Source organism: uncultured Hymenobacter sp. (assembly GCF_964243305.1).
Lineage (GTDB): Bacteria > Bacteroidota > Bacteroidia > Cytophagales > Hymenobacteraceae > Hymenobacter.
Window position 1 is genome coordinate 44,958 of record NZ_CAXTEF010000024.1, and the last position, 14,662, is coordinate 59,619.

The window sequence follows — 14,662 nt, forward strand, 5'->3', positions numbered from 1 at the left end:
CATGCAACTTCTACTCTCCTTTGTGGGTCAGCGGCGGGCCAGCTTCCTGGCCGCCCTGGGTTTGTCGCTCACGTTTGCCGCTGCTTCCACTATGGCCCAGCCCGCCGCCCCTACCCCCCCCGCTCCGGCCGAAGTCGCCCGTGCCGCCCGCGCCGCCGACCAGCCGCCCTTACTTCAGCCCTGGGCCGGCCCCTACGGCGGCGTGCCGGCGTTTGACAAGGTGAAAGTGGCCGACTTCAAGCCCGCGCTGGAAGCGGCGATGGCCGAAAGCCTGGGCGAGATTCAAGCCATTGCCAGCAACCCGCAGCCGGCCAATTTCGAGAATACTATTGCCGCCCTGGAGCGCAGCGGGCGCACCCTCGACCGGGTGCAGGCCGTGTACGGCGTGTGGAGCAGCGCCCTCAATGACGCCGCCTTCAGCGCCGTGGAGGCCGAGATGGCGCCCCGGCTGGCCGGTTTCTCCGACCAGATAACGCAGAATGCGGCCCTGTTCAAACGCATTGAGGCCGTGTATAAAGCGCCCCAAACCAAGAAGCTCACGGCCGAGCAGCAGCGCCTGACGGAGGTGCGCTACAAGGAGTTCGTGCGGGCCGGCGCCCAGCTCGATGCGCCGGCCAAGGCCCGGCTCTCGCAGCTGAATCAGACGCTGGCGGGCCTGTTTACCAAGTTCTCGCAAAACGTGCTGGCCGAGGAAGCCGGCCTGAGTGTGGAGCTGAAAACCGAAGCCGACCTGGCCGGCCTACCCCCCTCTTTGCGCGAGGGCGCCAAGGCCACGGTCGCCACCCGCCAGAGCAGCGCCGTGGGCGTCATTGCCAACACCCGCTCGTCGGTCGACCCGTTTCTGACGTATTCCGACCAGCGGGCGCTGCGCGAGAAGGTGTGGCGCATGTTCGTGAGCCGCGGCGACAACGGCGGGCAGTACGACAACAACGCCCTGATTACCCAGATTTTGAAGTTGCGCGCCGAGCGGGCGAAGCTCTTGGGCTACCCCACCCACGCCCACCTGCGCCTCGACAACACGATGGCCAAGACGCCGGAAAACGCCATGAAGCTGATGCTGCAAGTCTGGGAGCCCGCCGTGGCCCGCGTGCACGAGGAAGTGGCGGATATGCAGGCGTTAGCTAAAAAAGAAGGCGCCCCGGCCGGCTTCAAAGTCGAGCCCTGGGACTACCGCTATTACGCCGAGAAGGTGCGCAAGGCCCGCTACGACCTCGACCAGAACGAGGTGAAGCAGTATTTGCAGCTGGATAAGCTGCGCGAGGGCATGTTCTTCGTGGCCGGCGAGCTGTTCAACTTCACCTTCGCGCCCGTGACCGACGTGCCGGTGTACCACCCCGACGTGAGGGTGTGGCAGGTGAAGGACAAGACTAGCGGCCAGGCCGTGGGCCTCTGGTACTTCGACCCCTACGCCCGGCCCGGCAAAAACTCCGGCGCCTGGATGAACGCCTACCGCAACCAGGAGCGCGTGGACGGCGCCGTGACGACCATCGTGTCCAACAACTCCAACTTCATCAAGCCCGCGCCCGGCGAGGCCGTGCTCATCTCCTGGGACGACGCCCGGACCCTGTTTCACGAGTTCGGCCACGCCCTGCACGGCCTGTCCAGCAACGTGACCTATCCCACGCTCTCGGGCACAAGCGTGGTGCGCGACTACGTGGAATTCCCCTCGCAGGTGCTCGAAAACTGGCTGCCTACCCCCCAGGTACTAAGCAAGTACGCCCTGCACTATAAGACCGGCGAGCCCATTCCGCAGCGCCTCGTCGACCGCATCAACAAGGCCAGCACCTTCAACTCCGGCTTCGCCACGGCCGAGCTGCTGGCCAGCGCCCTCGTGGATATGAAGCTGCACCTGGCCGGCGAGCAGACCATCGACCCCGACAGGTTTGAGCGCGAAACCCTGGCCGAATTGAAGATGCCCACCGAGCTGGTGATGCGCCACCGCACGCCGCAGTTTTCGCACGTCTTTTCCTCGGATGGCTACTCGGCCGGCTACTACTCCTACGTGTGGTCGGTGGTGCTGGCGGCCGACGCGTTCAGTGCCTTCACGGAAGCCCCCGGCGGCCCCTACGACAAGGCCCTGGCCGCCCGCCTGCGCCAGCACGTGTTCACCATCGGCAACACTGTGGACCCAGCCGCCGGCTACCGCGCCTTCCGCGGCCGCGACCCCAGAATTGACGCCCTGATGAAGCAGCGCGGCTTCTCGGTCGTGGCGGGCGCGGCCAAGGGCAAGCCGGTTGATGTCAGGCCCAGGTCGCAGGTCAAGCGCAAGTAAAGCCGGCGCTAGATTGGTGGCAATTCGCAAAAAGAAGGCCCCGACAACGGGGCTTTTTTTATGCCTGACATGTGACTGACCGCGGCGCCAGAACGACGTAGAGACGCGATACTTCGCGTTTGCTTGTGCGTGGAGGGACGCAGTAAGCTACTCTGTTGATTTTCCTACCCCCCGCCACGCGAGCAGACGCGGAATATCGCGTCTCTACATTGGCCGGGCGACGGGGGGTAGGAAAGTAGGAAGCGTCGGCGTTCCCGGGCCAAGCCGCGCTGGCTGGCAGCGCTGCATTTCAGTTATTGGTTGTAAATCGGTCGTCATAAGCTCTTCCTATGCGTCCCAACGTAGCCCCCGCGCCGCCCGCCGAAACTGCCCGCTTCCCGCGCGCGGTGCCCTTCATCATCGGCAGCGAGGTGGCTGAGCGCTTCAGCTACTACGGGATGCTGGCCATCCTGCCCACGTTTCTGGTGGCGCAGTTCTTCAACCCAACCCACGAGGCGGCGCTGACGGCCGGGGCCGAGTCGCAGGTAAATGCGCTGGTGCACTCGTTCGCGGCGCTGGGCTACGCCCTGCCGGTAGTGGGCGCGCTGCTGGCCGACTGGGTGCTGGGCAAATACCGCGTGATTCTGTATTTGTCGGTGCTCTACTGCGGCGGGCACGCGCTGCTGGCGGCGTTCAACGAGAATCTGGATGGGTTTCGGCTGGGGCTGCTGGTGGTGGCCGTGGGCATGGGCGGCATCAAGTCGAGCGTGACGGCCAACCTGGGCGACCAGTTTACGCAGCACAACGCCCACCTGCTGCCCAAGGCCTACGGCTGGTTTCAGATGGCCATTGATGTCGGCGCGGCTGTAGCTACGGTGCTGACGCCGCTTCTCTACGCGCACTTCGGGGCGGCCGTGGCCTTCGGCGTGCCGGGCCTGCTGATGGGCGCGGCGGCCCTCACCTTCTGGCTGGGCCGGCGCCGCTACGTGGGCGTGCCACCCACGGGCCTGCGCGCCGGCCTGCGCCAAACCTTCGGGCCGGGCGAGGGCCGCGCCGCGCTGGGCCGCATCCTCACCGTGTTCGCCTTCGTGCCAGTGCTCTGGATGCTTAATGAGCAAAGCTCGTCAGAGTGGGTGCTGCAAGCCACGCACCTCAACCGGGAGCTGTGGCCGGGCTTCCAGCCACTGGCCGAGCAGCTGCAAGTGACGGGCATCGTGTTCGGTATTCTACTCAATCCGCTGCTCACCTACGGCGTATATCCTGCGCTGGCCCGGCGCGGGGTGCGGGTCACGCCGCTGCGGCGCATGGGAGTCGGGATGGTGATTGCGGCGCTGGCCGTACTTATCATCGGCGGGGTGCAAAGCCGACTCGACGCGGGGCAGGTGCCCTCGGCGTGGTGGCAGGTGCTGGCCTACTGCGTGCTGGTGGGCGGCGTTATCATGGTGGCCATCACGGGCCTGGAATACGCCTACACCCACGCGCCCAAGGCCCTCAAAAGCCTGACCACGGCCCTGTGGATCCTCACCATCGCGGTGGCCAACTTTGGATTGAGTTTGCTCCACAACAGCATCGCGCGCGGCGGCCTGCTGGCGGGCTTGCAGGGCGCAAATTTTTATTGGTTTTCGGCGGGCTTGATGGCCCTGAACGTGGCGCTGTTTGCGTTGGTGGCCTCGCGGCTAAAGGAAAAGGTGTACGTGGGAGCCGAGCAGTAGCGCGGACTTTGTAGTCCGCGTCCTCACCACCAGAGCCACCGAATGGCGCGGGAACACGGACTACAAAGTCCGCGCTACTGCTCACGCGCGTTATTGACTAGCGGCGTGTATCTTACCGACTCAACTACGTCCTGTTTCATATGAGAAAGCTCCTACTCTTCGCCCTGCTGGCCGCCGCCGGCGCCCAGGCCCAAACGCCTACCCCCGCGCCGCGCCGCGACATCGGCAACCTGACGGTGGAGAACATCCCGGCCCTGCCCGCCGACCTGCTGGCTCGCGTCGACCAGTACCAGAACGTGCGCGGCGCCAGCGTCGCCGACTGGGACCGCGAGGGCCGGGGTCTGTTCATCAGCACGCGCTTTGCCGAGGTGCCCCAGATTCACCACGTGGCCGCGGCCGGCGCCGACCGGCGCCAAGTCACCTTCTTCAAAGAGCCGCTGGCCGCGGTGGCAACCTGCCCGGATAAGAAGCAAAACGGCTTTATTTACAGCCGTGACGAGGGCGGCAACGAGAACTACCAAATCTATTTTTTCGACCTGGGCACCGGCAGCTCGCGCCTGCTCACGGACGGCAAAAGCCGCAACCAGTTTCAGGGCTGGAACCGCGCCGGCACCCAGCTCGCCTACATGAGCAACCAGCGCAACGGCGCCGACCTGGACTTGTTCGTGCAAGACTTCGCCGTCAAAGGCACCGCCAAACCCGCCGCGCTGGCTGAGCTGAAGGGCGGCGGCTGGAGCGTGGCCGCGTGGGCGGATAACGGCCGCCAGCTGATTCTGAGCAACTACAAATCCATCAACGAGAGTGAGCTGTTCCGCTTCGACCTGACCGGCCGCCAACTGGAGCCGCTGCACAAACTCCCTACCCCCGTCGCGTATTCCGGAGTCGAGTTCAGCCTCGATGGCAAGGGCTTGTTTCTGATTTCGAACGAGGGCAGCGAGTTTCAAACCCTGCGCTACCTGGACCTGGCGAGCAGCAAGCTCACGGCGCTTTCAAGCCAGATTCCGTGGGACGTGGAGAACATGGAGCGCAGCAAGGACGGCAGCCGGCTGGTGTTTTCGACCAACGAGGGCGGCTACTCCAAGCTTTACGCGCTCGACACCAAAACCCGCGCCTACCAGCCCGTGCCCAACGTGCCTAAGGGCGTCATCGGCAGCTTCAAGCTCCACGACGACGGCCGCCGCCTGGCCCTCACGCTGGCCTCGGCCCGCAGCAGCGCCGACGCCTACGTGCTGGACCTCGGCATGAATTCAGGCAGCAAGCAGCTCACCCGCTGGACCACCAGCGAAATCGGCGGCCTCAACCCGGCCAGCTTTGTGGAACCGGAGCTGATTCAGTACCCCACGTTTGACCAGGTGAGTGGCCAGCCGCGGCTGATTCCGGCCTTCGTGTACCGGCCCAAGAGTGCCGTACAGGCGACGGGCAAGGTGCCGGTGCTGCTCAGCATCCACGGCGGGCCGGAAGGCCAGTCGCTACCCAACTTCAGCGCCCTGATAAATCTGCTGGTCAATGAGTTGGGCGTGGCCGTGCTCGTGCCCAACGTGCGCGGCTCGACCGGCTACGGCAAGACGTACTTGCAGCTCGACAACGGCCCCCGGCGCGAGGATTCGGTCAAGGACATTGGCGCCCTGCTCGACTGGATAGGCACCCAGCCGGGCCTGGACGCCTCGCGCGTGGCCGTGTACGGCGGCTCCTACGGCGGCTACATGTGCCTGGCCACCATGACCAACTACAACCAGCGGATGCGCTGCGGCGTGGACCTGTTCGGCATCAGCAACTTCGTCACTTTCCTGAAAAATACCAGCCCCTACCGCGCCGACCTGCGCCGCGCCGAGTACGGCGACGAGCGCGACCCAGCCATGCTGAAAGCGTTTGAGACGATTTCGCCCATCAACAAAATCCAGAACATCACCAAGCCCATGCTCGTGTACCAGGGCCAGAACGACCCGCGCGTGCCCTTGTCGGAATCGGAGCAGATGGTGGCCGGCCTCAAAAAGCAGGGCACCACGGTCTGGTACATCATGGCCAAGGACGAGGGCCACAGCCTGGCCAAGAAGGCCAACCGCGACTACACCTACGGCGCCATGATGCTGTTTCTGCGCGATAATCTGGTGAAATAGTTTTTGTTTTTCACCGCAGAGGACGCAGAAGAAAAACGCAGAAAAAGCGCAGCAAAACATCCTCTGCGGCTCTTCTGCGTTTGCCTCTGCGTCTTCCGCGGTTAATTTCCTACCCCCTTCTTTATGACCAAACCCTTCCTCGCTGCCCTTACCGCCGCTCTCAGCCTGGCGCTGCCCCAACTCAGTCACGCCCAGAAGAAAATCCCTACCCCCCCTTCCGCGGCCAAACCCGCCAATGCCCTGGCCGCCATCCGCGAAGCTGACATCAAGCGCGACCTGTTCGCGCTGGCCGGCGACCACTATCGGGGCCGCGAAGGAGGCACCCTCGATGAGCTGAACGCCTCGGTGTGGCTGGCCGACCAGATAAAGGCCATCGGCTTGGCGCCGGCCGGCGACAACGGCACCTACTTCCAGTTCTTCCAGCTCCAGCGCACGCGCCTGACCAAGGACAGCCGCCTGAGCATCGGCAGCCACCAATTGCGCGTCAACCAGGATGCCGCCGTGGTCGTGCCGACCAATGCCAGCGTGACGGCGCCGCTCGTGTACGTGGGCACGGCCACACCGGCCGAGCTGGCCAAGGTCGACGTGAAAGGCAAGGCGGTGGCGCTGCTGATTTCGGGGGCGCCCACCGATGGCATCAGCTACCGGCGCTACCTGTTCGGCAAGCTCAATACCCAAACCACCGAGCTGGCCAAGGCCGGCGCCGTGGCGGTGGTGTTCGTTTCCGATGCCCCAGCCCAGGCCATCTACGACCACTGGAGTCACATCTACGAGCGCGGGCGCTACGGCCTGCCCGGCGACGCCAACCTGAAAGTGGTGAGCCAGACGCCCACCATCTGGCTGCCCGCCAGCGCCCTGAGCTGGGTGCAGCAGGCCGGCCAGCAGCTCAGCACCGAGCTGAAAGTGGAGACGTTTCAGTACCCATCGGTGAACATCGTGGCGAAGCTGCCCGGCACCGACGCGAAGCTGAAAGCCGAAAACGTGCTCTTCAGCACCCACCAGGACCACGACGGCGTGCGCGCCGCCGTGGCCGGCGACTCGATTTACAACGGCGCCGACGACAACGCCACCGGCTGCGCGGCCTTACTGGCCATCATGCGCGCCTTTAAGCAGCAGCCGGCGCGGCGCTCGGCCCTGTTCGTATATCACGGCGCCGAGGAGCGCGGCCTGCTGGGCTCGCGCTACTATTCGGCCCACCCTACGGTGCCGCAAAACTCCATCGTGGCGGTACTGAATGCCGAGATGATGGGCCGCAACGCCCCCGACTCGGCCGCGCTGCTGGGCTCTATCCCGCCCCACCTGAACTCGTCGGATTTAGTCAAAACCGCCCTGGCTGCCAACCAGGCCGGCCCGAAGTTCAAACTCGATACCGAGTGGGACAAGGCCACCCACCCCGAGGGCTGGTACTTCCGCTCCGACCACCTGCCCTACGCCCGCCTCGGCATCCCGGCCATCATGTACACCTCACTCTTGCACGTGGATTACCACACGCCCCGCGACGAGCCCACCCGCATCAACTACCCCAAGCTCACAGGCATGACCCGCTGGATGTACCTCACCGGCTGGGCCGTGGCCAACCGCGCCCAGCGCCCCGCGCCGGAGCCCGGCTTCAAGCTGGAGCGGTAGGGTAGGGAATAGTAACTGAACGGAATGAGAACGTCATGCTTCATCTAGCGTCCGCTTGTCGAAGCATCTTGCCAGGGGAAGTAATCAGCTTACCCTCCCGATTGAGTTACTAATCAGGCAAGATGCTTCGCGGGGCTCAGCAGGACGTTCTCATCTCTTCAACTGAATTAATTCCAACCAAAAAAAGGGCGGCCGTGCATCAGCACGGCCGCCCTTTTAACTTACTTACAATTCCCTACCCCCCTAGTCTTGCAGGACGATGCGGGTGAACTTGCTCTTGCTGCCGGCCACGAGGCGGGCCATGTACACGCCCGTCGCCAGGCGGTTGCGGCTGAACTCGTAGGAGAACTTCTCGCCGGCTTTGGCGCTGCCTTCGGCCACGACGCCCACGGTGGCACCCTGCATGTTGAGCACCTCCAGGCGGTAAGCGCCGCCCTGGGGCAGCGTGAACGAGAGGTTGGTGCGGGCACCGGCGGGGTTAGGCGCGGCGGTCAGCGTCAGCTCCGAGGCGGCGCTTTCGCCGGCCAGCAGGCCGTCGGCGGCGGCGGGAGCGGCGCAGGTGCCTACCCGGTCGCCGTGGTTCAGATGGAGGGCCACCTCATTCTGGCCTACGCACAGCACTTTGCCGCTGTGGCAAACCTGCACCTGCTTGTTCTTGGTGCCGCAGCGCACGTCGATTACGTCGATGCGCACTGTAGCGGTGCGAGTGCACTTGTCGGCGTTGACGCTGGTCACGGTGAAGGTGTAGGAGCCGGCTTTCGTGGGCGTAAACACCGGGTTGGCGATGCTGGCACTGCTCAGGCCCGCGGCCGGCGACCAGGTGTAGGTGTTGGTCGGGTCGCCGCTGGCCGTCAGCGTGACGGTCTGCGCGCCGTAGCCCAGGTAGATGGTCTTGGGGGCGGCGCCGGTGAAGCCGGCGTTGGCCGGCGAGACGGCGATGGTCGGGGCCGAGCAGGCATACACGGGCGGCAGGTCGAAGGCTTCTACCTGGTCGCTGCGGCTGGAACTCAGGCCCTGCTTGGCGCTGAAGCCCAGGCCGCGGCGGGCGAATACCTTCCAAATCAGCTCCTGGTTGGCGCCGGCATTGTTGGTCTGGTCAGCCAGCAGAATCGCGTCGCGCGAGTCCACGAAGCCGGGGCTGCACACCTGCAGCTTCAGGCCGTCGATGACGAGCTGCATGGCCAGGTTGTTGCCGCCCTTGCCGGCGTAGAGGTCGGCGCTGTAGCCGTACTTGTCAATCAGGGCCCAGTTCAGGTCCCAAATCATGGTGGCCCATACGAAGCCAATGCCGTGGGGCTGGCTGATGGCGGCCACGTTGTTGGTGGCGCCGTAGGTGAAGTTGTTCACCGCGAAGTCGGTGCTGTAGGGCGCCGGGCGGATGCCGCGGGCCGTAGTGGGCTGGCCCGAGGCGTAGGTGCCGATGCCGCGCACCTTGGTGCCGGTGTCGCCCACCTTGGTGGTCAGCATCAAACCGAACCAGTCGCTCCAGCCTTCGCCGGCCTGCTCGGCATTGCGCAGGCAACTCACGTTGTCAGGGCCGCCGGTGAGGCGGGTCGAAATGCCGTGACCGTACTCGTGGGCGATGATGCCGTTGTCGAAGTCGCCGTCCAGCTCCGGGCCGGAGCCGTCGTTCTTCAGGGCCACGGCTACTTCGGTGCCGCCATCGAGCAGGGTACGGATGCGCTGCCCGTCGGCCTGGCTGATCATGACGGCCGGAATGACGATGGCGGGCGTGGCCTGCGTGGGCGTGCCGCCCATGCTGATAGGCCCGCCGGGGGCGTTGTTAATAACGATGACGGCGATGGCGCCGGCTTTCTGGGCATTCTGCACCTTATCGGCAAAGCTGCAGGTGCCGCGGTACACCACCGCAATGTTGCCGCTGACCGTAGCCGCATTCGTGAACTCGCCGCAGCCCTGCTCCGGGGTGCCGGTGCCAGCCGCGCCCACCACCAGCTTGCCGGTAACGGGGGTCGGGGTGAGCTTCTGGCTGAAGGTGCCTTCCAGGGCGGGGTAGGTGCCGGCCACGCCGGCCGGCGAAGTCACCCGGAACAAGTCCTTGTCGGGGATGCCGCTCCACAGGTACATCTGCATGCGGGGCATCTGCCCGTCGGCGGGCGTGGCGAAGTTGGCGTTGTTGCGCGTGGCGGCCACGTTGCGGCTGTCCTGGGCCTCGGCCCGCACGTAGTCGGCGGCGCCCACGGGCACGCCGTTCATCAGGCGCGGGGTGTAGTTATCAGCCTGGAAGTTGCCGCTCTGCTCGTCGAAGCCGTACTGGTACCACACATCGTGCATGATGTTGTTCCAGTAGAACAGGTTGGTGGTAGCCGCGTCGCGGTACGTCACCGGCGGCTGGGTAAAGTCTACCGGGTAGTCGAACGCGAGGGCCGCGCCGCCGTCGGGGCTGTAGTTGAGGCCCGCCGTGTTGTTGTTATTGTCGGGGTCCTCGTAGGCGTGCACGTTGTTGCCCTGCGTGGTCGTGTACGTCACGCCGAGCAGGCCCGTGTTCCAGCCGTTACGCGAGGCCTTGGGGTTGGCCGCATCCGTGCCGACCAGCGCGCGCGGCCCGTGGCTGGGGCTTTCCGTCACCAGCGGGTACACGTTATAAACGTTGGCCGTGGCCGCGGCTACGGCCGTGGTGAAGCTGAACGGCTGGCGCGCACCAATTGCGGTGCTGACCTCGCGCAGGGGCAGGCCGCCGGGACCGTTGTTGTCGAACTCGCAGTGAGTCACCAGGTTGTCTTTCTCCAAAAACTCGCCCGTGGAGGCATCCACCCGCACGTTCCACCAGTTTTGGGCGTCCAGCTCGTAGATGGACACTTCCCAGGCCAGGCGCAGGCTGCCATCGGCCAGGGGCTGATAGACGAGCTTGGCCGAAATCGGCTCCAGCGAGATGCCGGCCTTGGAGAACACCACTTCCTGGCTCGCGCCGCCAACCTGCTTCTGCGCGGTCAGGGCCTGCGGGCTCAGCTGCAAGTGCCGGGCCGCCGCCGCCACGCCGGCCGCGGCCGTCAGGCGGGGCTTGGTGGTTTTCACGCGCTTGGTGAGGTCTTTCTCGAAGCGCCCGCCCACGTTCAGCACCTCGCCATCCTTGGCCAGGTTCATGTTGGTCACGGCGTTATGAATCTCAATGCCCTGGTACGCCTGCTGGAGGTAGAGGTGCTGGACGCCGCTGTTTTTCGACACCGTCTGGCTGCTGAGCTGCACGCTGGCAATGTCGGCGTCGCTGAGCTTGAGGGCCTGCTTGTTGTTTTTGAGGTGGTTGAGGGCGGCCTGCGGCAGCGGCTGCGGGTCGGTGGCTTTCATGTTCTGGCTGAAGGCAGCGTGGCTGCCTACCAGTAAGCTGGCCGTCAGCCCTAATTGAGCTAACGAGGGTAATAGTTTTCGCATTATAAATGAGGAAAGTGTGAAATGGTCGCCTAAAATTACAGCTCTTTATGCGACATTTTCAATAATATTTTTCCGGCTGCTTCAATAAAAAATACTATTTCCTTGTAATAAGTATAATTAAAGAAAACACGTACTCAAGTGCCAGTACAATTGGAAATTAAGATTCCTAAACGTGGCCGTATGGCCGTTTTAAAGGGATGTAGCCCTTCCCTAAGCGGTGCTGGGCGGGGCCGCGCACGGCCCGGCGGCTGCCGGCCCGGCTGGCGCAACTTCCTTAATTTCAATTTTAAAATTTTGCTTATTTTTTTAGTTTTTAGTTCTGACAATTGCGAATCAGCGCCGCGTAGAAGCGCACCATCGTCGGGTAGTCGGCCACGGCCAGCCGCTCGTTGCTGCCGTGGATGCTCTCGATGCCCTGCTGGCTGACTTGGACGGGCAGAAAGCGGTAGATGTTAGAACTCAGCGCCGCGTACTGCCGTGCGTCGGTGGCGGCGGTCACGACGTAGGGCGCCACCACGGCCGCCGGAAACACGCTGCGGATGGTGCGGTGCAGCAGCCCGAACGGCGGCGCGCCGGGGTCGGAGACCGGCGAGGGCGCGCTGGGCTGGCCCAGGACGCGAATTTTGATGTTCTCATCATTGATAAGGCGGCGTACTTCCCGAATGACGCCGGCCACCGAGTCGCCGGGCAAAAGGCGGAAGTTGACGGTGGCCGTGGCGTCGATGGGCAGCACGTTGTCTTTGGCGCCGGCCCGGAAGATGGTGGGCGCCGTGGTGGTGCGCAGGGTGGCGTTGCCGGCCGGCGTGGCCGCCAGAATGCGCTTGATAAGCGGCGCGAACAGCCAGCGGTTGCTGAACACGAGCCGCTGCCCGAAGGGCACTTCCGAGGCCAGGTAGTCGAGCAGGTGGTCGTCGCCGCCTTCCAGCCGGGCCGGAAACGGGTGCTGCTCCAGCTTCACGACGGCCGCCGCTACGGCCCCGATGCTGGTCTGGGCCGGCGGCATGGCCGAGTGCCCGCCCTGGCCGGTGGCGGTCAGCTCCAGGCTCAGGTAGCCCTTCTCGCTGATGCCTACCAGGGCCACGGGCTTTTTGAGGCCGGCTACGCCGTCGGTTTTCACCACGCCGCCCTCATCAAGCACGAACTCGGCCCGCACGCCGCGCCGCCGCAAAGCCGCCGCAATAGCGCCCGCCCCGCGCCGGCCCAGTGTCTCCTCGTCCTGTCCAAACGCCAGCAGCAACGTGCGCTGAGGTTGAAAGCCGGTGCCGAGCAGGTATTCCACGGCCTCAAGCTGGGCCAGCACGCTGGCCTTGTCATCGAGGGTGCCGCGGCCGTAGAGGTAGCCGCCGGCCTGCTGACCGGCGAAGGGCGGCCGGGCCCACTTGCCCTCGGTGCCGGGCAGCACCGGCACCACGTCGTAGTGGCCTAGCAGCAGCACCGGCTTGAGCGCCGGGTTCGTGCCCGGCCAGGTGTAGAGCAGGCCGTAGTAGTTGAATTTTTCCAGCCGCAGCTGCCGGTGCACCCTGGGGAAAGCCTGCCGCAGATACGCCCCGAACCGCCCGAGCTGCGCCGTATCGGTCTGGCGGAAATCGGTGGTTGAGACCGTGGGGATGCGCACCGCGCCCGCCAGCCGCTTCAGCGCCGAGTCGGGGGGTAGGGAAAGAACCGGCGCGGCCGGCACGGCGCCGAGCTGCTGCGAGGTCAGCCGCAGCGTATTAAAAAGCAAAATGGCCACGATGGCCAGTACCACCACCACCAGAAACCGCCAGATGAATCGCATACGCCACGCCGTTAAAGGTCCGGGAGGCCGGCAAGGTAGAAGGAAACCGGTCCGAAGGCGCCACCGGCGCCGGCTTCCCTACCCCCCTTCCGCGCCGGGAAGGGGGGTAGGGAAGCCGGCGTCCGCCACCAAAAAAAGCCCGCTGCCAGGTTGGCAGCGGGCTTTTTTTGGTGGCGGACTTTGCTCAGCTCAGGCAGGGCCGGGACTTGCCATCCCTACCCCCCGGCCGCTAGTCGAAACGCTTGGAGTGGTGGGCAAACACCAGCGGCTCGCCGTTGCCACCGCCGATGGGGCCCAGCAGCACGGGGCGGCCGGGGCGGCCATCGTTGCGCATGAGGTCGGCGGCGGTGCGACGCGGGAAGTCGCCGGTCCGGGAGGGCGCTCTTCTCTCTTCGCTTACCTCGTAGCCGCGCGGGTCGCGGTCGCGCGGCTCGTCCTGGCCGTAAGTGTCTTGGCCATATTCATTCTGGCCGTGGTCGCTTTGATACGCGGCGTGCTGGTCATCGTCGCCCTGGCCGAAGGTATCGCGGCTGAATGCATCCAGGCCGAACTCGTCCTGCTTGTATTCGTCCTCATCATCGTGCCCCTGGCGGGCAATGGGCGAGGCCAGCGGACGGGCCACGTAGCGCGGGCCGCTGGGACCCGACTTCGAGCTGTACCCGGTGCGGCCTTTGCCTTTCTTCTTTTTCTTCTTGCCACCAGCCAGCAGCGCGATGATGGCGCCGAGCGTGCCGGCTACGGCCAGGCCCTTCACTACCGGGCTCACCAGCGGCGCCGGGATAGAGCGCACCCCGCTGGCATCGGCCGTGGCGGGCGTTTTGGCGTAGCGGCCCAGCTTGGGGCGGGCCACCGCGTCGAAGGTGCCGGCCAGCTCCTGCAGCTGCTGGCGCAGCTCTTCGCCGTGCATGGCGATGCCGTGGCCGGTAGCGGCCACTTCGGGCTGTAAGGCGGCCAGCTTTTGCACTGATTCGCGGGCAGCGTCCCAGTCGGGCGTGAAGTAAGCGGGCGGGCCGTGCACCACCTGGTTTTGGGTGTAGGTCGCCCAGCCCGACTCGCCCACGACCGTCGTGAAGGCGTCGCCGGCCACGAGCACCTTATCGCCTTCGCGCAAAAATGAGACGTGACCGAAGGTGTGACCAGGGGTGTGCAGCCAGCGCCAGCCCGGCAGGCTGGGCACCGAGCCATCGGCGGCCAGCGCCTGCACCCGGCCGCCAAAGTCGTAGGGCTGCTTGGGGTAGGTGAACGATAGGTAGGCCATCATCCCGCCGCCCACCGTGGGGTCGGGCGGGGGGTAGGCCGACAGGCCGGTGAGGTAGGGCAGCTCCAGGGGATGGGCGTAGGCAAACACGCCGGGATAAGCTTCCAGCAAGCCGTGCAAAGCCCCCACGTGGTCGAAGTGGCCGTGGGTGAGCAGAATGGCCTGGGGCGGGTTGTTGGGCCCGAACAGCTTTTCGGCGTGCTCCTTAATCTTGGTGGCCGAGCCGGGCAGGCCGGCGTCAATCAGCACCCAGGGCGCGCCGGCCGTGGGCAGGCCCGCGCCCAGGCCGGGCGTGGTGGCGGCGGCGTAGTAGAGGTTCACGAACACGTCGCGCAGCCCGTGCAGGCCCGGCGCCACGTCCATCAGGTCGGCGGTCGAGGCCCTGGTTTCGGAATTGGAAAGCATAAGAGAAGAAGGTGAGAGGATGAGGTTAGGAAACGCACCGGGCCGGCCGGGTGGGCGGGCCGAAAGCGCCCGCCCACCCGGCCTGGCTTTGGCAGAAAGTACGGGGGTAGGCGGTTTGCGTTGCGAAGG

The 14,662-nt window shown here is 65.3% G+C and carries 7 protein-coding genes; 4 read left to right on the forward strand and 3 right to left on the reverse strand.

Annotation, left to right across the window (positions count from 1 at the left end; all coding sequences use genetic code 11):
* The first annotated feature begins 1 nt into the window (after nt 1).
* From ACFE70_RS13790 to ACFE70_RS13805, 4 genes are all read left to right on the forward strand, one after another.
* Nucleotides 2-2,272, forward strand: coding sequence for a M3 family metallopeptidase (locus tag ACFE70_RS13790; protein ID WP_375418337.1), 2,271 nt, complete (start codon nt 2-4; stop codon nt 2,270-2,272).
* Nucleotides 2,273-2,601: 329 nt separating this feature from the next.
* Nucleotides 2,602-3,963 carry an MFS transporter gene (locus ACFE70_RS13795; protein ID WP_375418338.1) on the forward strand — a complete coding sequence of 454 codons (1,362 nt, stop codon included), beginning with the start codon at nt 2,602-2,604 and terminating at the stop codon, nt 3,961-3,963.
* 140 nt (nt 3,964-4,103) lie between these two features.
* Nucleotides 4,104-6,080: an alpha/beta fold hydrolase gene (locus ACFE70_RS13800; RefSeq protein ID WP_375418339.1), complete on the forward strand. Its 1,977-nt coding sequence runs from the start codon at nt 4,104-4,106 to the stop codon at nt 6,078-6,080.
* A 123-nt stretch (nt 6,081-6,203) separates the two neighbouring features.
* Complete coding sequence (locus tag ACFE70_RS13805) at nt 6,204-7,706, forward strand: M28 family peptidase (protein WP_375418340.1); 1,503 nt, start codon at nt 6,204-6,206, stop codon at nt 7,704-7,706.
* Nucleotides 7,707-7,949: 243 nt separating this feature from the next.
* Here the strand turns inward: ACFE70_RS13805 and ACFE70_RS13810 are convergent, their stop codons facing one another.
* The 3 genes from ACFE70_RS13810 to ACFE70_RS13820 form a co-directional block, all read right to left on the reverse strand.
* The gene (locus ACFE70_RS13810; RefSeq protein ID WP_375418341.1) at nt 7,950-11,093 is read right to left on the reverse strand and encodes a T9SS-dependent M36 family metallopeptidase; all 3,144 of its coding nucleotides are present in this window, start codon (nt 11,091-11,093) and stop codon (nt 7,950-7,952) included.
* A 313-nt stretch (nt 11,094-11,406) separates the two neighbouring features.
* Entirely contained in the window at nt 11,407-12,870 is a 1,464-nt protein-coding gene (locus ACFE70_RS13815; RefSeq protein ID WP_375418342.1) for a M20 family peptidase, read from the reverse strand.
* Between the two features lie 229 nt (nt 12,871-13,099).
* Nucleotides 13,100-14,533, reverse strand: a complete 1,434-nt coding sequence (locus ACFE70_RS13820) for an MBL fold metallo-hydrolase (protein ID WP_375418343.1) — start codon at nt 14,531-14,533, stop codon at nt 13,100-13,102.
* Nucleotides 14,534-14,662: the final 129 nt, after the last annotated feature.

What these genes read in the sequence shown, in the direction of transcription:
- ACFE70_RS13820 (WP_375418343.1), bottom strand. Translation starts at nt 14,533, where the DNA reads ATGCTTTCCAATTCCGAAACCAGGGCCTCGACCGCCGACCTGATGGAC.
- ACFE70_RS13790 (WP_375418337.1), top strand. Translation starts at nt 2, where the DNA reads ATGCAACTTCTACTCTCCTTTGTGGGTCAGCGGCGGGCCAGCTTCCTG.
- ACFE70_RS13810 (WP_375418341.1), bottom strand. Translation starts at nt 11,093, where the DNA reads ATGCGAAAACTATTACCCTCGTTAGCTCAATTAGGGCTGACGGCCAGC.
- ACFE70_RS13795 (WP_375418338.1), top strand. Translation starts at nt 2,602, where the DNA reads ATGCGTCCCAACGTAGCCCCCGCGCCGCCCGCCGAAACTGCCCGCTTC.
- ACFE70_RS13805 (WP_375418340.1), top strand. Translation starts at nt 6,204, where the DNA reads ATGACCAAACCCTTCCTCGCTGCCCTTACCGCCGCTCTCAGCCTGGCG.
- ACFE70_RS13800 (WP_375418339.1), top strand. Translation starts at nt 4,104, where the DNA reads ATGAGAAAGCTCCTACTCTTCGCCCTGCTGGCCGCCGCCGGCGCCCAG.
- ACFE70_RS13815 (WP_375418342.1), bottom strand. Translation starts at nt 12,870, where the DNA reads ATGCGATTCATCTGGCGGTTTCTGGTGGTGGTGGTACTGGCCATCGTG.